Genomic DNA, 19,871 nt, shown 5'->3' with positions numbered 1-19,871 from the left:
TTTCAAAAGCACTATTAAATATACCAAAAAAATTATCCACATCAATAAGAAAATATATTTTGAGAATCAAATTTTCCACAGCGAATAGTTTGTCTACACCCTGTTAAAAATCTGTGGATAAAAATTGTGGATATGTGGATTATTTTTGTGAATTAAATTTATTGAAATCAGATTTTCACATGTGGATATCTTGATTAACGATGGTTGACTATTTGAAGTTTTGCTGTTTAAAAAGAATTGCAGAAAAAAAGGGTTTTAGATAGTCAGGTAAACATAATGTTTGTGCTGTGGATAATTTTATGGAGTGATGTGAAGAGTTTTTTAATCTGATGTTTACATAAATAAAGGAAATAGTTTGTCAAAGATTTTTTCAATCAGCACGTGGGGGTTTGGAACATTTTTCTTGATGTTCAAGATGAGACTGAGAATGAATCCTGTAAGAATCAAAAAACTTGTAAAAAACATCTCTTTTTGAAGATATCTTCTTTTTAAGATATAGTATTCAATTGCAAAAAGGATTGAATATACAAAAACTATAAATACAATGTTCATCATCCTGTTTCATCTCCTTTTTCAATATTTTATTCCTTCATCATGCCAAATCGCCTTATAAATGGTTTTACCACAATCGAAACTGAAATAGAGTTTTTGTCGAACTTTAAATGTTCTTTGTATGAAGAATAATAAATATCGCCAAGGTGCAGAATGTCGCATTTGAGTTCAAACGATTTTTTCACTGTCTTCTGAATGTCGTTTTTGATAGATCTGCTGAGCTCTTTTTTTATTTTTACCATTAAAGAACTTGAGATAGAAGAATTTAAATGTTTTTCTCCCAAGTTTGACTCGGTAATTATCTGCAGAGTAAAAAAAGCTTTGCCGTCTTTTCTTTTGACATCGATGATGGTGCTACTTTGTATAAGCTCAAGGGAAAATAGTCCCTCGCGTAATTTTATAGGATATATTCCGCTTCTTACCTTGTCAAATACCCATAAAAGTCCTCTCATCTCCTCATGTGTAAGATACCCTACAAGCTTGTAATTATTGAAAATGGCCATTTTTTCTACATAAAACATTTGTGTTTGAGAAAATTGTTTGAGAGGTGATTTTGTGGTGACAAAAGGAACAACTGCAGTTTTTGACTTTGACATTGACATCTTTTGAAATTCATATAGCTTTACAGGGAATGTTTTGGCGTTTGCAAAGTAGTTCTTTATTACATTTTCGAGTTCTTTTGCAGGTATTGATTCTATAGGAGAAGTGGTATCTAAAAACTTTTCTATATCCTGCGACGTAACTATAAGGTAAGCATCTGATCTCATTTCCTGATCACGGAGAAACATATCAAGAATATCTTTAATTCCATTAGTAGCTATTTTGCTGCTAATAACTATTATTTTATTATGAGAAAAGAAAAGTTTTTTGTTTGATGAAAGTGTTGCATTTCTAATAGAATCAAATATAGTTTTGCCTGTTGATGAAAAACACCACACTCCTTTTTGCTGAGAACTGGATGGCAAGTTTGTCGGATTTTTAAGCACCTTTGGTTTTAATACCTGATAAGTGAGCTTAAAATCTCCACTTTTGTTTTTGTCAATTCCAACTGCTTGGACAATCAAAATATCATTTAGTTCTTTCCTGTTCCAGCAACCTGTCAGAAAAACTGGTATTAAAAGTAGTACTAAAGCAGCTGCAAACTTTTTCATCTCTTTTTCAACCTCAACTTTATTTTTGCAAATATGAGAGTAAAAAGCGGTATGAAAAATATGAAAAGGTATGAGTACAGAGTAAAATACCTGTAGCTCATGAACCTGTCAAGAGATAAAAAGTCAGGGATTATATAGAAAACAAAAGGTGCAAGCACGCAGGCAAAAGGAATTGCATATGCAAAATTGTCTGCTGTATTTCTCAGCTCCTGGATGACTATCAAAAGAATATACATAAAATATGTTGTTTTAAGAAATATACCCATTATCCATACAGCCATGTGAAGTGATTCAAACCTTTCAAGAAACTCTGCTACGCTCAACACCTTAATGGCAGAATAAAATGGAAACGAGAGCCTGCTTGCCTGAGTATAGCCAAAAAGGGAAAGTACAAGTACTGTAATTGCAAGATAAAATATATCAACCAGCAAGAAAGCCAGCGCAATTGTTTTTGTCATGTCCTTTAATATGCTGTTTTTATTTTTTACAATATACGGGTTTATCATTCCAATCGTAATTATTTCAGAGCTCAGAGAACATAGGTATATGCCGCCAACTATTGGATGTGAAATATTTTTTTCAAAAATTGGTTTTAAGCTTGAAAAGTCAAAAAACCTGATGGAGATTATCATGATAATTGCAAAGCTGAACAAAGTTATAAATGTTGTTATCTGAGAAAATCTTGCCAAAGGCTCTATTCCTTTTTGAAGTGCATATATACAGACAATCAGCATTGTCACTATAAAAAAGAGAATTGGTGTTTCAGGCAAAACAGCTGTTGCCATGAATTCAACAAACTGTGCAAGCTGGATTGCTGTGATGTGAAAGAAAAACCAGATGTAAAGCACCGTGAAAATTGTTGATGCTCTTCCAAAGATGATGTTCAAAATGCTTGTAAAGGTCTGGTTCGGGAACATTGAGCAAAGATAGATCAGGGGCAGTGATGCTAAAATGGAAAAAGGATACATGAACACAACCGAAAGCCAGACATCTTGATTTTTTGGCGGTGCATTAAATATTGGCAAAAATGTTAGAACCATTACTATTCTATTGACAAAAAATAGACACAAAAACTGTGAATATGAAATCCTGGAATTTGACATTTTAGTTTTCTACCACCTAACTTTAAAAATTTTTGTTTAAAGTAATAGGTCGTTTTTTTAGGATTTTCCATGGAAGTCTTATAAACACGTCTTTGAGATCATGTACAACAGTTGGAGCTATAGGTGCAAGGTAGTTTACTCCAAATGATTTTAAACTGCAAAGGTGAATAAATAATAAAATCCACACAAGCATTATTCCGTAAAGCCCACATATGGCAGACATAACAACACACGCAAACCTTATAATTGTAGCTGTATCCGAGATTGCAGGGATCATAAAAGTAGATATCGCAGTTAAAGCAACAGTTACAACCATCGGAGCACCGATGAGTCCAGCTGATACTGCTGCCTCACCAATCACAAGAGCACCAACAATAGAGATTGCCTGACCGACTGGTCTTGGAAGTCTCACACCTGCTTCTTTTAATATTTCATAAATTGTAAGCATTGTAAATGTTTCTACAAACGATGGAAAAGGTATTCCTGCCTGAGCACTTGCAATGCTGATTAAAAGCGATGTTGGCAAAAGTTCCTGGTGAAATGTTGTCACTGCAATGTATAGTGCCGGCAGGGTTGTTGATACAAAGAATGAAAAGTATCTCAAGAGCCTGACAATGCTGTAGTAGTATGGTCTTGAATAGTAATCCTCACTTGTCTGGAAAGCTTCAACAAAAAGGTATGGGGCGGTTAGAGCAAAAGGTGTTCCGTCAACAAGTATTGCAACCCTTCCTTCCATAAGTTTTCCCACAACCACGTCAGGTTTTTCTGAGTTTCCGACAGTTGGAAAGATTGAATACTTGCCGTCTTCTATAAAAGATTCTATATATCCTGATTCGAGGATGTATTCCATATCAATCTTTTCGAGGCGTCTTTTTACCTCATCTACAAGTTCTTTTTTTGCAATTGATTCGATATAGCATATCGCCACATCTGTTTTTGATATTTTTCCAATCTTAATTGACTCAATCTTAAGTTTTGGGTCGCGTATCTTCCTTCTGATTAGTGCTGTGTTTGTTCTTAAGTTTTCGGTAAAACCTTCCCTTGGTCCTCTTACAACAACTTCTGTATTTGGCTCCTCAATTCCACGGGATTCCCACCCGCGCACAGATATCAAAAGACATCTGTCTATGCCGTCAATGAAAAGTGCAACATCCCCACACAATATACAATGTACTGTCTTTGCCCAGTCTTTCTCTTCTGTTATGCAGTGGCTGTATAGAATGTTTTCTTTGATGAGCGTGTAAACCTCTTGACAAGTAGGTTGGTCCTTTTTGTAAATGTTAATATCCCTCATAAGAGGTTTTAAGATATGCTCGTTTATCACCATCTTGTCAACAAGCCCATCTATCATGACAAGAAAAGCTCTTATGTTGCTTGGGCCTATTTTGAACTCTCTTATTATGAGGTCGCTGAAATTTCCAAACTCATCCCTGATGTTTTGAATGTTCTGGTCATAGGATGATGTGATTGAGTTCGAACCAGAAGATTTTTTCATCTTTTTCTCCAGCAAGATGCTTTTTCTGATACTAATTTTGCTCAACAGGGAAAAATAATATGCAAGTAACTTTGAAAAGTGATATAATTCTTTAACAAGAGACTGAAAAAATATAATGGTAATGAAAAGAAAATTAATAAACAGCAAAAACAACCCTTTGACTTTTTTGCATGATTTGGAGTATAATAAAATTTGTTTTACTGGTATACTGAAGGGTAAAAATAGTATGCGGCAGAAACTTTTTTGTAGGGAGGAGGGCAGAATATGAAAAGAACATACCAGCCTCATAACAAGAGAAGAAAAAGAACTCACGGATTTTTGGTAAGAATGAGAACAAAAGGCGGAAGAAAGGTTTTAAAAAGAAGAAGACTGAAAGGTAGAAAGAGACTTGCAGTGTAGAGGAAGACCACTTTAGAGCTAAAAAGTGGTCTTTTTGCTTAAAAAAAGAAGAGGTTATAATAAGAAAATATAGTAACGAGGAAAGAAGTGAATGAACAGGTATGTAACTCTCAAAAAAAACGAGGAGTTTGAAGCATGTATAAGAAGAGGAAGGTTTGCGGCGCAGGAGAAGGTTGTTGTGTATTCATTGAAAAACGGGCTTTCAATTAGCAGGTTTGGGATTTCGATGTCTGCAAAACTTGGTAAGGCAACGGCACGAAATCGGTTTAAAAGGATTGTGCGGGCATGGATTTTAGAAAACATGGATAAAATCAAGCAGGGATTTGACATTGTAGTGATTGCAAGAAAGATAAAAGATGATAAAATAAAAGCAAGAGAGATACATTTGAAAGACTACAGGGATGACCTTGAAAGGGCTTTTAAAAGACTGAGGCTTTTGAAAGAGGAATGAAAGATGAGAGTAAAAAAATATATTTTACTAACATTAAAATTTTTGATAAGATTTTATCAGAAGTTTATATCACCGCTAAAGGTTGTGCCAAGCTGCAGGTTTTACCCGACATGTTCAGAGTACACACTACAGGCAATTGAAAAGTATGGGTTTTACGGGCTGTGGATGGGATTGAAGAGGATTGTAAAGTGCCATCCATTTCATCCCGGTGGATATGATCCTGTGAAGTAGAGATAATAATTTGAAATTGAAATAAAAAGTTAGAAAATTAGAGGAGGAAAGTAATTTTGAACCCGACATGGCTTGACTTTTTGGCAATTCCTCTTGGAAGACTGTTGAAGTTAATATATGATTTTTTGCATGGTGCACACATTCCAGGAAGTTACGGTATTGCTGTAATACTTCTTACATTGATAGTAAGAGGGCTTCTTCTTCCTTTGTATATAAAACAAATTCACTCTATGTCTAAGATGGCAGAAGTTGCTCCAAGACTTCAGGAGATACAGCAAAAGTATAAAAATGACCAGAAAAAGCTTCAGGAAGAAATGCTAAAACTGTACCAGGAAACAGGTTACAATCCTGCAGCTGGGTGCTGGCCTCTTTTGATTCAGATGCCTATACTTTTTTCGCTGTATTATGTTTTCCAAAATCCACTTGTTTATGTGCTTGGCAAATCACATCAATATGTAAGAGATCTTGTAACAGGAGCAACAGGGTATGGTATTACGCAAAGAATAGTTGATGAAGCACAGAAGCTCGGACTTGACATGCATTTTTTGGGGATAAACCTTGCAAAAAAAGAGCTGTTAGTTCTTCCAATTTTGAGTGCTGCAACTATGCTTCTTTCAGTATGGTTTTCATCAAACAGTCAGAAAAAGTTCAATCCACAGTATTCTCAATCGCAGTCAAATGCTATGGCTGAAAGCATGAACAGAAGTTTTATGATAATCAGCCCTCTTATGTCTTATTTTATTGCGCTTCAAGTTCCATCTGGTCTTGTGCTTTACTGGACTGTTACAAACCTTTTTACAATCCTGCAGCAGTTTGTAGCAAATGAGGTTGTGTACAAAAAACTGAAACACAAGAAAGAGGAAGAAGAGAAGAAAAAACAGCTCGAAAAACAGGCACAAAAAATGCAGGAGATTGAGCCAAAGGAAGAAAGCATAGGTTCAGAAGATGAGAGTAGCAGTGATGAGTTAAAAGCTGAAAATTCTGAAAAAGATGAGCGGGAGAGGGAGAGAAAAAGAGAGCTTGAGAAACTTAAACAACAAATTTCTGGCCAGCACAGAACTGGTAAGAAAAAGAAGAAGTAAAAATTTCTTGTGCGGAGGAGAAATTTTTATGAAATGGGTAGAAAAAACTGCAAAGACGGTGGATGAGGCAGTTGACCTTGCTTTAAAAGAGCTTGGAATTACCCGCGATAAAGCTGAAATTGTGGTAATTGATGAGGGGTCGAAAGGAATTCTGGGAATAATTGGCGCTCGGCCAGCAAGGGTAAAAGTGATTGCAAAGCAGACGCCAGAAGAGAAGATTGAAGAGTTTTTGAAAAGTGTGTTTGCTAATATGGACGTCAAAATTGACAGGATGAATATGGTAAGAGATGGAGAGTTCATAAAAGTAAATCTTTTTGGGAAAAATACGTTTAAGCTTATTGGCAAGGATGGCGAGGTGCTTGATGCTCTTCAGTTTTTGACAGGTGTTGTTGTTAACAGAGGAGTGTCAGAGGAGGAGACTGTGAGAATTCTTCTTGACTGTCAGAATTTCAGAAAAAGAAAAGAGGAACGGCTTAAGAAGCTTGCACTGTCGCTTGCGGATAAAGTGGCAAGAAGTAAAAAGAGTATTAAGCTCAGACCCATGACTCCATATGAGAGAAGAATTATACACACCACTTTGCAAAACCACAAGTTTGTCACAACATACTCAGAGGGTGAGGAGCCGTACAGAAAGGTTGTCATTACATTAAAATAGATGTGTTAAAAGCTTTGAAAAGCAGGGTAAAAACACTTTTGCCCTGCTTTGTTTGTATTTTGTAAAGTTTTATAATAAAAGAGGGGAAAGTAAAAGATGGAGTTTGACACAATTGTTGCAATTTCAACACCTGTTGGTACAGGCGGGATAGGAATTGTAAGAATATCAGGGAAAGACGCATACGATGTTGCAGGAAAGCTTGTAAAGAGCAGAAAATACAAAAGCATCCATGATATCCCTGTAAGGTATGCTGCACTTGTTGATGTGTATGATGGCGATGAGTTTGTGGATGAAGCTATTTTGATTAAATTTAAGTCCCCCCGCTCATATACAGGCGAAGATGTTGTTGAGATTCAAAGTCATGGTGGCATGGTTGTTTTAAAAAGAATTTTAGAGGCTGCAATCAAAAATGGTGCACGCCATGCCATGCCGGGAGAGTTTACAAAACGAGCCTTTTTAAACGGCAAGATTGACCTGTCTCAAGCTGAAGCTGTGATAGATATAATAAATTCAAAGACAAAGCTTTTGCAACAAAACGCTGCAAAGCAGTTAAAAGGGATGCTAAGCCAGAGAATTGAAGAGATTTCTCAGCTTCTTTTGAATCTGGTTGCAACCATTGAAGCGTCAATAGATTTTTCAGAACATGAGGTTGACGAGGTTTCGCACGATGAAATTTTGAGCACAATAGATGATGCGCTGGCGAAGATAGAAAAACTTATAAAATCGTATGAAACAGGAAAAGCAATAAAGAGCGGAATATACACTGTAATAGTTGGAAGACCGAACGTTGGCAAGTCTTCTCTTCTCAACAGGCTGTTGAAAGAAGAAAAGGCGATTGTGACAGATATACCTGGCACAACACGCGATGTGATTGAAGAAGTTTTAGACATTGAAGGGCTTCCGATAATCCTTGCTGATACTGCAGGAGTGAGAAGAACAGAAGATGTTGTTGAAAAAATTGGTGTTGAGAGGACTTTAAAGAGCATTGAAAGAGCTGACCTTGTGCTATTCATGGTGGAGTCAAGCGGTATTTTGCAGGAAGACTTAGAAATTTTTGAGACAATAAAGGACAAGAGGTTTGTTGTTCTTGTAAACAAGATAGATAGGGAAGTAAAAGTTTCGCAGGATGACATCAAAAGAATTTTTGGCAAGGAAGGGATTTTCATCTCTGTTGAACATGACAAGAACTTAGAGCTTGTTGAAAAAGCTATAGCACATGAGGTTTTAAGTCAAAACATTGAAGCGTTTGATAGCGTTCTTATAACAAACCTTCGCCACAAAGAGCTTCTTTTAAAGGCAAAGGAGTTTTTACTCTCAGCAAAGGCGAACATTTTCAGCGTGCCTCTTGACATTCTTTCAATTGACATCAAAAACGCGCTTGAGAACTTGTATCAGATTACCGGTAAAAACGTCACAGAGGACATGGTGGACAGGATATTTTCAATGTTTTGCATAGGAAAATGAGATTTTAAAAAGGGGGTAGGGCTTAAGATTATGGAATTTGTTGCAGGTGAGTACGACGTTGCGGTGGTGGGTGCAGGTCATGCTGGGATTGAAGCTGCTCTTGCATCTGCTCGGCTTGGTCTTAAAACCATAATATTTGCAATAAACTTGGACTCGATTGGCAACATGCCGTGCAACCCGAGCATTGGCGGAACTGGCAAAGGGCACTTGGTACGTGAGATAGACGCGCTTGGCGGTGAGATGGGAAAAGCTGCTGATGCAACAGCCATCCAGGTAAGAATTTTAAATAGAGCAAAAGGTCCTGCGGTGTATTCTTTAAGAGCCCAGTGTGATAGAAGCCGCTACAGGCTCTATATGAAAAGAGTGCTTGAAAGTCAAGAAAACCTTGATGTTCGCCAGGGCGAGGTGTGCGAGGTTTTAGTTAGAGATGGAAGGGTAAAGGGTGTAAAGATAACAACAGGTGCAATTTTTCTGGCAAAAGCGGTGGTGCTTGCAACAGGCACTTTCCTTGGTGGAAGGATTATCATAGGCGAGACGGTTTACGATGGTGGGCCGGACGGTATGCATCCAGCAAGGTATCTCACAGAAAACCTCAAAAAGCTTGGCATTGAGATGATGAGGTTCAAAACAGGAACACCTGCGCGTGTTCACAGAAAGTCTTTGGACTTTTCAAAGATGCAAATTCAGCCGGGAGATTTAAGACCTTTGCCGTTTTCGTTTGAAAATGAAGATAGTTTCAATATTGAGCAAGTGCCTTGCTATCTGACATACACTACAGAAGAGACTCATAGGATAATAAGGGAAAACCTTCACAGGGCACCGCTTTTTACAGGACTTATTTCTGGTGTTGGACCGCGATACTGTCCTTCGATTGAAGATAAAATTGTGAGGTTTGCAGACAAGCCAAGACACCAGGTGTTTATTGAACCTACAGGTCTTGACACTGATGAGATGTATGTTCAGGGGATGTCAACATCATTGCCCGAAGATGTGCAGATCAAGATGTACAGAAGTGTGATAGGACTTGAAAATGTCAAGATAATGCGACCAGCATATGCTATAGAGTATGACTGCATAAACCCGCTTCAGCTTGAACCTACGCTACAGTTTAAGAAGATAAAAGGTCTTTTTTCTGCAGGTCAAATAAATGGAACATCAGGCTATGAAGAAGCAGCTGCTCAGGGAATAATTGCCGGAATTAACGCTGCAATGTATGTCAAGGGTAAAGAAATGCTTGTCTTGGACAGGTCACAAGCTTACATTGGAGTGTTGATAGACGACCTTGTGACAAAAGGGACAAACGAGCCATACCGAATCATGACATCAAGAGCCGAGTACAGACTGATTTTAAGACAGGACAACGCAGATCTGCGCCTTACTGAGATAGGATATAAAATTGGCCTTGTATCTTCGCAAAGGTACGAAAAGTTTTTGCAAAAGAAAAAGATGATAGAAGATGAGATAAACAGGGTAAAAAATACTGTGATAGCACCAAGCGAGAAAGTAAATAAGCTTTTGCTGGGAAAAGGTTCATCGCCTATTACAACAGGTGTTAAACTTTCTGATCTTTTAAAAAGACCCGAACTTTCATATGAAGACCTGAAAGATATTGACCCTGCAAGACCGGACCTTCCATGGTATGTAAAAGATGAGGTTGAGATTGAGATAAAATATGAAGGATATATCAAAAAACAGCTTGCTCAGGTTGAACAGTTCAAAAAACTTGAAAATAAAAAGATACCTGACTGGGTTGACTATAGCCAAATACTTGGTCTTTCAACAGAGGCAAAACAAAAACTCTCACAAATAAGACCAGCTTCAATTGGCCAAGCGTCAAGAATTTCTGGTGTGTCGCCCGCAGATATCTCTGTTCTTCTTATCTGGCTTGAATCTGTAAAAAGGGATACAAAATGATTTGTTCTTGGGAAACCTTAATTTTAAGAGGGGAATTGCAAGATGGATCTTTTAGATAGAGTAGTAGAATATTATGGAATAAAAAATCCTCTGGTTGTTAAACAACTTTTTATTAAGTTTATGAATTTTGTACTTGAAAAAAACAAGCTTTTTAATCTTACAGCTATAGAGGATGAAGAAGAGTTTGTTCTAAAGCATATTGCTGACTCGTTATCTTTGATTAAGTTTGTTGAAGAGGAATGCTCAAACCAAAACCCTGTTGCCATTGATATTGGTTCTGGGTTTGGTGCACCAGGAATTTTCATAAAAATTGCAATGCCAAACATGAATATGTTTCTTAATGACTCAAACAAGAAAAAATGCAATTTCATGACTGAGGCAGTAAAGATGCTGGGAATTTCGAGTGTAAATGTTGTTTGTGAAAGAGCAGAGGTTTTGGGTAAGAAAGAAGAATTCAGAGAAAGGTTTGATTTTGTGTTTGCACGAGCGGTTGACAGCTTAAATGTCCTGTGTGAATATGCACTGCCGCTACTGAAAACAGGTGGTGTATTTTTGGCTCAAAAAGGGTATGAGTGTGAGGATGAAATAAATTCAGCTTCAAATGCTGTTGAACTTCTGGGGGGGAAAATTTATCGCGTAGAAAAATTTGTACTTCCATTTTCTGATGAGAAAAGAAGCATTGTTATGATAAAAAAAATACGACAAACACCATCTAATTTCCCCAGAAATACAAAGCAGATTATAAAAAAACCACTTTGAGAATATAAGAATTTGTAATATTCTGCATGAAAATGTCTGAAAAATATTGAAATAAAAAGAAGGAGTTTTAAAAGGAGGATAGAATATAATAAATAGATTTAGTTAATAAATGTAATATAAAGGAAGGGGAAAAAATTGTTTTCGCTTTTGATACGCCAGACAAACAAGGCTGATATTGAAAAGGAATTGTATTCTATTGAGGATATTCCGGTTGAAAAGGTTTTGCCAAATCCGTATCAGCCAAGAAGTAATTTTGATGAAAAGCTTATTGAAGAGCTGGCACTGTCTATTAAAACTTACGGGCTATTGCAACCAATCATTGTGAGAAAAAAAGGAGAGTTTTATTATCTTATTGCCGGAGAGAGAAGACTGAGAGCGTTCAAGCATTTAGGGTATAGCAAAATAAAGGCTATTATTATAAATGTGACTGATATTGAAAGTGCAATTTTAGCACTAATAGAAAATATCCAGCGGCAGGACCTTGACTTTTTTGAAGAGGCTCAAGGATATAAACAGCTTGCTGATGAGTTTGGACTTACTCAGGTTGAAATTGCAAAAAGAGTAGGTAAAACCCAGTCTGCAATTGCTAACAAGATAAGGCTACTCCAGCTTCCAGCTGATGTAAGATGGACTGTGCGTGAACATGGTCTTTCTGAACGTCATGCAAGGGCGCTTCTGAGACTTGAGTCAGAAGAGGATATGAGAAACGTTCTATCAAGAATAATTGAGGGTGGGCTTACAGTCTCGCAAACAGAAAGGCTTATAACAGAGTATTTGAATAACAAAAAAAGCTTGAAAACAGGAAAAGTTATAAAGGTTTCAATGAATGATTGTAGGGTGGTATATAATACCATAAAAAAAGCCTTGAAATTATTTCAAAAAACTGATATAAATTATGATATAAAAGAAATTACAACTGACGCATACTACGAAATAATCGTTAGAATAAATAAAAAATCCCCGCAGACCTCCTCATAAAAAGAGGAGGTACTTTTTTTCAAGGTAAAAGCCGCTCAAGTTCTTGAGCGGCTATATTTTAAATTGCAAGAAATTAGTTATTTAATCAAATTTTCAACCTCACTTGATACAAAAAACCTTTTAGCTGTTGGAATATACACGCTTACGTATTTTACCCTGTACTGATTAGAACCTTCTAATACCACATTTTTATTTTGTGGAATAATGTATGTCTTATTTCCTTTACTTATCACAAACTGGACATTTGAAGGATTGCTTGTATCAATAGAGACATTATACCCTTTTTCCTCTAAGTCAATGTTTGAGATATATGCGTTTTCATTAAAGTTTCCAAGATCGATGCCAAGGATTTCTGCCATATAATCACAAATCTCTGTATTGTCAATTGCTCCTTTTGGTATATAGTTGTTTGGATGATATGCATATAACACTACATCGTCACCTGTATGACCGTTTGTTGTCCAGCCGAGGTTTGACCTTTTGCTGATAATTGGTCCGAGCACATAGTTGAGTTCTCCTGTCTTTGCATTTTTAATAGCGTTTATTTCATCTTGTGTCAGATTATCTACTCCATAATATTCAGACACTATTTTTTTAATATTCTCATCTGTTTTGTTGTTACCCAAAAGTTCTTCTATTCCAGCCCCTGTTCTTTTTGCTTTTTTGATATATTTCAAAAAATCATTTAGCATTGCTGTATCATACTTTGTTGAATAATTTCCTATGCTCATACCACCATTGCTATGATCAGGTGCAATTATCACTGCTGTATCATTTCTTGATTTTGCAAATTCAAGTGTAACTTTCACAGCCCTGTCAAATGCAAGAACATCTGAAATGACTCCAACAGGGTCGTTTGCGTGTGATGCCCAGTCAATTTCACTGCCTTCCACCATCAAGAAAAATCCGTTTCTATTTTTAGAAAGAAGTTGAATAGCTTTTTGAGTCATTTCAGCCAAAGACGGCTCACCTGACCCGTTTCTGTCAAAATCGTAGTGCATTGCATCCTGCGCAAAAAGCCCCCAGATTTTCTGTCCATAAAAGTTTTTTGCTTCATGCCAGCTTGGTGTTACAAAAAAGCCGTTTTCTTTTAGGTATCCTGCTAAATCTTCATTGTCTTTTCTCTGATTTTTATCAATGTATCTATAACCACCGCCAAACACCACATCAACCTGATTGTAAACCATCTGCTCGGCTATATTCTCATAATCATTTCTGTTATCTGAATGTGATGCAAACGCAGCAGGTGTTGCGTGTGGGAACTGGCATGTGAAAACAAGCCCTGTTGCCTTTCCAACCTTCTTGGCAGCTTCTAAGATAGTCACAATTGGTTTATAAAAATCTTTTTCATCAACCTGACCTACACCAGGCATTGAAACCATTTCAGGATATATTGAAAGGTATCTGTTTTGAGTTTTAAACCCTGTTGCATAAGCTGTTGCAGCTGGTGCTGAGTCTGTAATTGGGTTGTTTGCTGAATGTGTTCTTATCAGTCCACATGCAATTTCATCCATTGAGAGAGGTTCTCCATCCTGGTACCAGCGTGCAAGACTTGTGTGAGAAATTGTCATACCATCTGGAATCATTAAAATAACATTTTTAACCTTTTGACTATTTGGCTCATCCTGCTGTGCAAATGCTAAGGTTGATAAAATTAGGCAAAGTATCAAAAGAAAAGAGACAATTATGTTTTTTCTATGCATTAAAAATCTTTTCATATCTTTATAAAACCTCCTCATGACAAATTATTTAACTATAACACTTACTTCACAGATATATAATTTTTAGCAACTATTGCCTGACCCTCATCAGAGAGAACAAAATCAACAAATGCCTTTGTAACTTTGCTTGGGTTTTTGGAAAGCAGGAACAGGAAAGGTCTTTTAATTTTATATTTTCCAAGTTTAACATTCTTTTCTGTTGGTTCAACCCCATCAACCTTTATACCTTTGACTGTGTTGTCAAGCACACCTATGGATATAAAACCTATTGCATTTTCATCCTGACTTACTGTTGTTTTGACTGCACCTGTTGAAGGCTGAACAATCGCTGAGTCTGTTATCTTTGTAGATTTTCCCATAACAATCTCTTCAAAAGCTCCTCTTGTGCCTGAACCTTCTTCTCTTGTGACAACAACAATCTTTGCATCTTTTCCACCAACTTCTTTCCAGTTTTTAATTTTACCGGAGAATATATCTCTAATTTGGTCAATTGTCAAATTAGAAACTGGGTTTGACTTATGAACAATCACTGCAATTCCGTCTTCTGCAATTTTAACTTCCTGCCAGCCTTTAGAACTTAGCTGTTTTGATTCATCTTCTGTCAGTTCTCTTGATGATGTACCTATGTCAACTATTCCTTGGATTGCAGACTTGATTCCAACAGATGAACCTCCACCCTGGACTTCAATTGATACTTTTGGATAAATTTGCATAAAATATCTTGCAAGTTCATCAGCAAGCGGTTGAACAGATGTTGAACCAGCAATCATAATTCTTCCTGATAGATTTGATGAATAGCTCTGAGGAACAAATGTAAACTTAAGAGATGAGTTTGCCTGACCATTTGAAGACTTTACGGCATTTTGGGGAATGCTCAGAATATATTGTGCTTTTGGAGAAAGATTTTCTTTAATCGATATTACAAGTTTATTGTTAAAAATTTGTGCAGAAAATTGTACCTTGGATTTTTTGTTTTTAACAAGAGTTATCTTATCAAAATTTGACCCTTTTGTGATATCATTTGAAAATGTAATTACAATCTGTTTTTGTGTGATTGTTTCTGGAAGCGATTTTGACTTTACCATCAAACTTTGGGAATAAGAAATAGTGGCTGAAAGGTTGAAGACTAAAAATAAAGAAACCAAAAGCGCAATAGCGAAAATAGTTTTGAAAAAATTCTTTTTCATGTTTGTTACCCCTCCTAAAACTTATTTTTCACCTTTTAATATAGTCCATAAATGTTTAGTTTTTTTTAAAATCATGTTAAAAGTTTGTTTATTATGTGTTAAATTTAGATAAAGAAGATGTTAAATGTGTGTTAAATATGTTAAAAAAGATAATGGAAAATTATATTGATAAAATAAAATGTTAATCAAATGTTCCACGTGGAACATTCTTGTGATATAATTTAATTAAAAAACTCAAAGCGGGAAGTTGAAGATGGCAAGAATTGTTGCGATTGTCAACCAAAAAGGTGGTGTTGGGAAAACAACAACCTGTGTAAATTTATCTGCAGCAATTAGCAAGATAGGAAAAAAGGTTTTAGCAGTTGACTGTGACCCACAGGGCAATCTCACAAGTGGTTTTGGAATTGACAAGAAATCTCTTACAAGAACTACATATGATGTTTTGATTGGCAGCTGCTCAGCTGAAGAAGCTGTTATAAAAAACAAATTTGAAAACTTGAGCGTTCTTCCTGCTAATGTGAACCTTGCAGGTGCTGAGATTGAGCTTGTATCTATGATTGCAAGAGAGTTAAGATTGAAAGATGCTATCGAAAAAATAAAGGTTGAATATGATTACATCTTTATTGACTGTCCACCTTCTCTGGGGCTTTTGACTTTAAATGCTTTGGTGGCTGCTGACTCTGTTATAATTCCCATCCAGTGCGAATACTATGCTTTGGAAGGGCTTTCTCAGCTTTCTAATACAATATCACTTGTAAGAAAACACCTGAACAAACGCTTAGAGATTGATGGTGTTGTTCTTACCATGTTTGATTCAAGAACAAACCTTTCTTTAGAGGTTGTTGAGGAAGTAAAAAGGTATTTTGGACAAAAGGTCTTTTTGAGCGTAATACCACGAAATGTAAGGCTATCGGAAGCACCTTCATTTGGTCTTCCAGGGATAATTTATGACCCTGACTCAAAAGGTGCAAAGGCCTACATAGAGCTTGCCGAAGAATACATAAATAGGATAGAAAATAGTTTGTCAAGAGGTGCAAATAAATGAAAAAGAGGCTTGGAAGAGGGCTTGACGCCCTGTTTGGGGATGAGATAAGTAGCTCTGAAAAAGAGTTTGAGGCAGGCTTTGACGACAAGGAAAATATTGAGAAGATTGAAGAGATTAATATTGAGTTGATAGAGCTTTCAGAAAATCAGCCAAGAAAGGTATTCAATGAAGAGGAAATAGAGGAGCTTGCAAGCTCAATTAAAAGTGTTGGGCTTATACAGCCTCTTGTTGTGCAAAAAAAGGGAGATAAATATGTTTTAATTGCCGGTGAGAGAAGACTGAGAGCTTGCAAGATAGCTGGTATTGAAAAGGTAAAGTGTATTATAAAGGAGTACGAAAATCCTCTTGAGATAGCTCTTATAGAGAATATCCAGAGAAAAGACCTAAATCCGTACGAAAAGGCTCTTGCTTTCAAAAGGCTTATGGATGAGTTTGGGTATACCCAAGAGGAGCTTGCAAGAAGGCTTGGTATTTCACGCTCAAAGGTTGCAAACACTCTTCGCATTTTAAACCTTGGCGAGCAGATCATTGATCTTATAATAAAAGGTAAAATTTCTGAGGGGCATGCAAAGGTATTGCTTTCGGTTGAGGATGAGGAGCAAAGGAATAAGCTTGCCCAGCTAGTTGTTGAAAAAAATTTGAGCGTACGCGAGCTTGAGCAGATAGTAAAATCAAGAGAAGATAAAAAGGAATTTGAGCTTGAAAGTGAGATAATTCGAGAGATTGAAGAAAACCTTATGAAACTGTTTGGCTTGAGAGTTAAGATTCAGAAAAAGAAAAATAGAGGAAAAATCGAAATAGAATTTTCATCAGATGAAGAGCTTGAAAAGATAGTCTCTATTCTCATGCCATAAAGTGCTTTGATATCAAAAATTCATCATCGGAATGTTCCACGTGGAACATTTTGAACAGTAGCAAATAGTAAAATGTCGAGGGGGAAAATATATGAGAAGTTATATCACTACATATGCATCTGAGATAGTCATTTTTTTTCTTGTTCTCAACATGGTGCTTTTTCTTGCACTTTTAATAGAACTTGCAAAGAATAGGAGTCTTAAAAGAAGGTTTCTTGACCTTACATCAAACCAGGATTTCAAAAGCTTGGAGGAGATCATAAAGCTGACAAATGAAAAAGTTGAATACTTTGAAGAGGTACTCAAAGCCTTAACAAAGAGTCACAGGGTATTGAGCGAAAATGCAAAGCTGTGCATAAAAAAGGTTGGTATTGTCAGGTATGATGCATTTGAGAATGTTGGTAGCAAGCTCAGCTTTGCTTTGGCGCTTCTTGACGAGTTTGATACTGGGGTTGTGATAAACAGTATATATTCAAGAGAGGGATGTAGTGTATATGCAAAACCCATTGAAAATGGACTTTCTAAGTACCCGCTTTCTGCTGAAGAGATGCAGGCAATTGACATTGCAAGAAAAAACTATATTTCAAAGGAGATTAAAGAGTAAAGCTCATCACAAAAGAAGGGAGGGCACCTGCCAGTGATGCTTTAAAGAAGCTTTCATTGGCAGGAAAGAGAAGTGGAGAACAATAAAATTGAGTTTACCAAAAGTTTTTATGAGAGCATTTTAAATGGAATGCTTGACCTTGTCAGGGTCATTGATATAGATGGGGTTGTTGTGTTTTGCAACACAAAGATGAAAGAAGAATTTGGAGATCAGACAGGCAAAAAATGCTATGAACTTTTTTGCAAAGATTCGCGGTGCGATGACTGCATAGCAGTAAGAGCGATGAGAGAAAACACAAGATTTATGAAGTATGCGCAGCACAAGGACAAGTTCTACTATGTCATAAGCTCGCCAGTTCACAGCGAGGATGGCAAAGTGATTGGCACTGTTGAGGTCTTCAGAGATATTACAGAGCAGCGAAAGATTGAAGAAAGGCTCAGGCGGCAAAACGAGTTCTTAAAGCGCGACTTGGAGTTTGCAAAGAGGCTTCAGCAGTCACTTCTTCCGGTTATACCAAGGATTGAAGGATACAGAATTACATACACTTACAAGCCATGCGAAAGGCTTGGCGGAGATTTTTTGGATGTCATTAGCATAGACGACAGAATAGTTTTCTATGTTGCAGATGTTGCAGGGCATGGACTTTTGGCTTCAATGGTAACAATATTTGTCAAGCAAAGCATCATTAAAAATGCTCATACTTACATAAACTCAAGTGCCCAGGAGATAATGAAGGGTGTTCTTTTAGATTTTATAGAGATGAACTTTCCAAATGAGATATATATTACAATAGTGCTTGGTATCTTAGAAAAACAAAGTGGCAGGGTTACAATGATAAGTGCCGGGCATGTAACAGAACCAATTTTGGTCAAGGCAAACAAGAAGGTCAAAATGTTTTCTATGAGAGGTCAGCCCATTGCCTCAATTGACCTTGAACAGGGGTTTGAGATGAAAGAGGTGGTGCTGGAGAAACACGACAAACTCATATTTTATTCTGATGGACTTATTGAGAGCAAAAACAAGCAGGGCGAAATGTATGGCAAAAAGAGGCTCATAAAAAGAATACTGAGCATTAAGAACATCAACACAGAGCTTTTGATAAGAGACGTGAGAAATTTTGTCTCTGACATAGACGATGACATTGCAGTTTTGATGATTGAAAAGATGTAAAAAGAGTGGGAAATGAAGATGAAGCTGATACGATTCTTATATAAATTTTTGATTATACTTGTCCTGATAATTTCAGTAATACTCAGCTTAAATGTTTATGGGATTGAATTTGTAAATCCATATATATTTTTGAAGTTTGAATATGTAAAAACATATCCGAACATAAAATTTTATGAGGATGTTCTTCCGTTGCAAGACGGCCTTGCAGTCATATATCGAGGCAAAATTGGAATTGTCAGCAAAAGTGCTATAAAATGGGTAAATATCGCGTATCAGAACCACAAAGGATTTTCTGACGGCAATATAGCTGTTGCATATGTTGAAGAAGGCAAATACCTGCATATAATAACAAATTCGGGGCAAAAGGACATACTCTATCCTGTGCCCATAAAAAGCGTGAAGGTGAAAAACAGCAGGGTATTGGTACATATTGCAGATAATGATGATAATTATTTGATATGCTATGACAAAAATCAAAACATCATCTTCTCAGCAAAGTTCAAAGAAAAGGTTATAGACTACGACCTGACGGATAATTTTGCAGCAGCTCTTTTAAAAAGTACAGATACAAACGATATTGCAATCTCATACATAGACAAAAGAGGAGTTTATATGTCAAAGGTGCTACCACCAAGCTTTTCAAATAGCAAAAGGTTTTTTATAATAGATAATCACATTCTGATATGGAATGGACGGGTTATCGATGTATATGATTTGGATCTCAAGAAAAAGCAAAGGACATTCAAGTTTGGTACACAGCCAAAACCAGCTGTTGGGAATCCAGACATTCTGGTTGGCAAAGATGAGATTCTTGTTTACAACAAGCTTACAAAAAGGTTTTTGCTAAAAAACATAGAGCCTTTCGACTGGATATACGCATCAAGCGATAAGATAGTATTATCAAAAGGCAACGACGTTATACTTTATTCTTTGAATCTAAACAAAATAAAGCTGCTTAAGGTTTCATCATTTGGTTTTGTGAAAGCTGTTCTAAGCCAAGACAAGTTGTACTATATATTTAGTGATAGAATAGAATGCTATCAAGAAAGGTGGTAG

Annotated in this window: 20 protein-coding genes; 14 read left to right on the top strand and 6 right to left on the bottom strand. The window is 36.5% G+C overall.

The features are described from left to right. Positions 1-333: 333 nt before the first annotated feature. The 4 genes from COB47_RS11765 to COB47_RS11750 are packed head-to-tail and all read right to left on the bottom strand — an operon-like array spanning position 334 to position 4,301. Complete coding sequence (locus COB47_RS11765; protein WP_013291563.1) at positions 334-555, bottom strand: hypothetical protein; 222 nt, start codon at positions 553-555, stop codon at positions 334-336. 26 nt (positions 556-581) lie between these two features. After that, complete coding sequence (locus COB47_RS11760) at positions 582-1,703, bottom strand: Ger(x)C family spore germination protein (protein WP_013291562.1); 1,122 nt, start codon at positions 1,701-1,703, stop codon at positions 582-584. Further along, on the bottom strand, positions 1,700-2,806 hold the full coding sequence (locus tag COB47_RS11755; protein WP_013291561.1) for a GerAB/ArcD/ProY family transporter: 1,107 nt from the start codon (positions 2,804-2,806) through the stop codon (positions 1,700-1,702). Before COB47_RS11755 ends, COB47_RS11760 begins: the two co-directional genes overlap by 4 nt. 22 nt (positions 2,807-2,828) lie before the next feature. Then, a complete protein-coding gene (locus COB47_RS11750) occupies positions 2,829-4,301 on the bottom strand; it encodes a spore germination protein (RefSeq protein WP_013291560.1) in 1,473 nt (490 codons plus the stop codon). 264 nt (positions 4,302-4,565) lie between these two features. On the opposite strand from COB47_RS11750, the gene rpmH reads away from it, so the two are divergent. From rpmH to COB47_RS11705, 9 genes are all read left to right on the top strand, one after another. Beyond that, complete coding sequence (rpmH, locus tag COB47_RS11745) at positions 4,566-4,700, top strand: 50S ribosomal protein L34 (RefSeq protein ID WP_013291559.1); 135 nt, start codon at positions 4,566-4,568, stop codon at positions 4,698-4,700. Between the two features lie 91 nt (positions 4,701-4,791). Further along, entirely contained in the window at positions 4,792-5,151 is a 360-nt protein-coding gene (gene rnpA / locus COB47_RS11740; RefSeq protein WP_013291558.1) for a ribonuclease P protein component, read from the top strand. Positions 5,152-5,154: 3 nt separating this feature from the next. Then, positions 5,155-5,382 carry a membrane protein insertion efficiency factor YidD gene (gene yidD, locus COB47_RS11735; RefSeq protein WP_013291557.1) on the top strand — a complete coding sequence of 76 codons (228 nt, stop codon included), beginning with the start codon at positions 5,155-5,157 and terminating at the stop codon, positions 5,380-5,382. Positions 5,383-5,438: 56 nt separating this feature from the next. Further along, entirely contained in the window at positions 5,439-6,464 is a 1,026-nt protein-coding gene (locus COB47_RS11730) for a YidC/Oxa1 family membrane protein insertase (protein WP_013291556.1), read from the top strand. Between the two features lie 28 nt (positions 6,465-6,492). Further along, the gene (gene jag, locus COB47_RS11725) at positions 6,493-7,119 is read left to right on the top strand and encodes an RNA-binding cell elongation regulator Jag/EloR (RefSeq protein ID WP_013291555.1); all 627 of its coding nucleotides are present in this window, start codon (positions 6,493-6,495) and stop codon (positions 7,117-7,119) included. A 96-nt stretch (positions 7,120-7,215) separates the two neighbouring features. Further along, positions 7,216-8,583 carry a tRNA uridine-5-carboxymethylaminomethyl(34) synthesis GTPase MnmE gene (mnmE, locus tag COB47_RS11720; protein WP_013291554.1) on the top strand — a complete coding sequence of 456 codons (1,368 nt, stop codon included), beginning with the start codon at positions 7,216-7,218 and terminating at the stop codon, positions 8,581-8,583. A gap of 30 nt (positions 8,584-8,613) precedes the next feature. Then, on the top strand, positions 8,614-10,497 hold the full coding sequence (gene mnmG / locus COB47_RS11715) for a tRNA uridine-5-carboxymethylaminomethyl(34) synthesis enzyme MnmG (RefSeq protein WP_013291553.1): 1,884 nt from the start codon (positions 8,614-8,616) through the stop codon (positions 10,495-10,497). A gap of 42 nt (positions 10,498-10,539) precedes the next feature. Next, entirely contained in the window at positions 10,540-11,256 is a 717-nt protein-coding gene (rsmG, locus tag COB47_RS11710) for a 16S rRNA (guanine(527)-N(7))-methyltransferase RsmG (protein ID WP_013291552.1), read from the top strand. Positions 11,257-11,391: 135 nt separating this feature from the next. Beyond that, the gene (locus COB47_RS11705) at positions 11,392-12,234 is read left to right on the top strand and encodes a ParB/RepB/Spo0J family partition protein (protein ID WP_013291551.1); all 843 of its coding nucleotides are present in this window, start codon (positions 11,392-11,394) and stop codon (positions 12,232-12,234) included. 77 nt (positions 12,235-12,311) lie between these two features. Here the strand turns inward: COB47_RS11705 and COB47_RS11700 are convergent, their stop codons facing one another. Together COB47_RS11700 and COB47_RS11695 are read right to left on the bottom strand one after the other, a co-directional pair. Continuing rightward, positions 12,312-13,952 (bottom strand): alkaline phosphatase, encoded by a 1,641-nt coding sequence (locus COB47_RS11700; RefSeq protein WP_013291550.1) that lies wholly within the window; start codon positions 13,950-13,952, stop codon positions 12,312-12,314. A 44-nt stretch (positions 13,953-13,996) separates the two neighbouring features. Beyond that, positions 13,997-15,142 carry a phosphate ABC transporter substrate-binding protein PstS family protein gene (locus COB47_RS11695; RefSeq protein ID WP_013291549.1) on the bottom strand — a complete coding sequence of 382 codons (1,146 nt, stop codon included), beginning with the start codon at positions 15,140-15,142 and terminating at the stop codon, positions 13,997-13,999. 253 nt (positions 15,143-15,395) lie between these two features. Here COB47_RS11695 and COB47_RS11690 point away from each other — a divergent pair, with 253 nt between their 5' ends. The 5 genes from COB47_RS11690 to COB47_RS11670 all read left to right on the top strand — a co-directional run bounded on the left by COB47_RS11690 (position 15,396) and on the right by COB47_RS11670 (position 19,871). After that, positions 15,396-16,187 carry a ParA family protein gene (locus COB47_RS11690; RefSeq protein ID WP_013291548.1) on the top strand — a complete coding sequence of 264 codons (792 nt, stop codon included), beginning with the start codon at positions 15,396-15,398 and terminating at the stop codon, positions 16,185-16,187. Continuing rightward, complete coding sequence (locus COB47_RS11685) at positions 16,184-17,041, top strand: ParB/RepB/Spo0J family partition protein (protein ID WP_013291547.1); 858 nt, start codon at positions 16,184-16,186, stop codon at positions 17,039-17,041. The genes COB47_RS11690 and COB47_RS11685 overlap by 4 nt, the downstream gene beginning before the upstream one ends. A 91-nt stretch (positions 17,042-17,132) precedes the next feature. Continuing rightward, positions 17,133-17,645, top strand: coding sequence for a DUF4446 family protein (locus COB47_RS11680; RefSeq protein WP_013291546.1), 513 nt, complete (start codon positions 17,133-17,135; stop codon positions 17,643-17,645). Between the two features lie 72 nt (positions 17,646-17,717). Continuing rightward, positions 17,718-18,815: a SpoIIE family protein phosphatase gene (locus tag COB47_RS11675; protein WP_013291545.1), complete on the top strand. Its 1,098-nt coding sequence runs from the start codon at positions 17,718-17,720 to the stop codon at positions 18,813-18,815. A gap of 18 nt (positions 18,816-18,833) precedes the next feature. After that, positions 18,834-19,871, top strand: a complete 1,038-nt coding sequence (locus COB47_RS11670) for a hypothetical protein (protein ID WP_013291544.1) — start codon at positions 18,834-18,836, stop codon at positions 19,869-19,871.

This window comes from Caldicellulosiruptor obsidiansis OB47 (assembly GCF_000145215.1).
Taxonomy (GTDB): Bacteria; Bacillota; Thermoanaerobacteria; order Caldicellulosiruptorales; family Caldicellulosiruptoraceae; genus Caldicellulosiruptor; species Caldicellulosiruptor obsidiansis.
Note: the sequence above shows the minus strand (reverse complement) of the source record. Positions and strands in the feature narration are given on the sequence as shown.

Coding starts and splice junctions, on each gene's coding strand:
- COB47_RS11750 (WP_013291560.1), bottom strand. CDS start 4,301: ATGAAAAAATCTTCTGGTTCGAACTCAATCACATCATCCTATGACCAG.
- mnmE (WP_013291554.1), top strand. CDS start 7,216: ATGGAGTTTGACACAATTGTTGCAATTTCAACACCTGTTGGTACAGGC.
- COB47_RS11695 (WP_013291549.1), bottom strand. CDS start 15,142: ATGAAAAAGAATTTTTTCAAAACTATTTTCGCTATTGCGCTTTTGGTT.
- mnmG (WP_013291553.1), top strand. CDS start 8,614: ATGGAATTTGTTGCAGGTGAGTACGACGTTGCGGTGGTGGGTGCAGGT.
- rsmG (WP_013291552.1), top strand. CDS start 10,540: ATGGATCTTTTAGATAGAGTAGTAGAATATTATGGAATAAAAAATCCT.
- COB47_RS11685 (WP_013291547.1), top strand. CDS start 16,184: ATGAAAAAGAGGCTTGGAAGAGGGCTTGACGCCCTGTTTGGGGATGAG.
- COB47_RS11765 (WP_013291563.1), bottom strand. CDS start 555: ATGATGAACATTGTATTTATAGTTTTTGTATATTCAATCCTTTTTGCA.
- COB47_RS11700 (WP_013291550.1), bottom strand. CDS start 13,952: ATGAAAAGATTTTTAATGCATAGAAAAAACATAATTGTCTCTTTTCTT.
- rpmH (WP_013291559.1), top strand. CDS start 4,566: ATGAAAAGAACATACCAGCCTCATAACAAGAGAAGAAAAAGAACTCAC.
- jag (WP_013291555.1), top strand. CDS start 6,493: ATGAAATGGGTAGAAAAAACTGCAAAGACGGTGGATGAGGCAGTTGAC.
- yidD (WP_013291557.1), top strand. CDS start 5,155: ATGAGAGTAAAAAAATATATTTTACTAACATTAAAATTTTTGATAAGA.
- COB47_RS11755 (WP_013291561.1), bottom strand. CDS start 2,806: ATGTCAAATTCCAGGATTTCATATTCACAGTTTTTGTGTCTATTTTTT.
- rnpA (WP_013291558.1), top strand. CDS start 4,792: ATGAACAGGTATGTAACTCTCAAAAAAAACGAGGAGTTTGAAGCATGT.
- COB47_RS11670 (WP_013291544.1), top strand. CDS start 18,834: ATGAAGCTGATACGATTCTTATATAAATTTTTGATTATACTTGTCCTG.
- COB47_RS11690 (WP_013291548.1), top strand. CDS start 15,396: ATGGCAAGAATTGTTGCGATTGTCAACCAAAAAGGTGGTGTTGGGAAA.
- COB47_RS11760 (WP_013291562.1), bottom strand. CDS start 1,703: ATGAAAAAGTTTGCAGCTGCTTTAGTACTACTTTTAATACCAGTTTTT.
- COB47_RS11680 (WP_013291546.1), top strand. CDS start 17,133: ATGAGAAGTTATATCACTACATATGCATCTGAGATAGTCATTTTTTTT.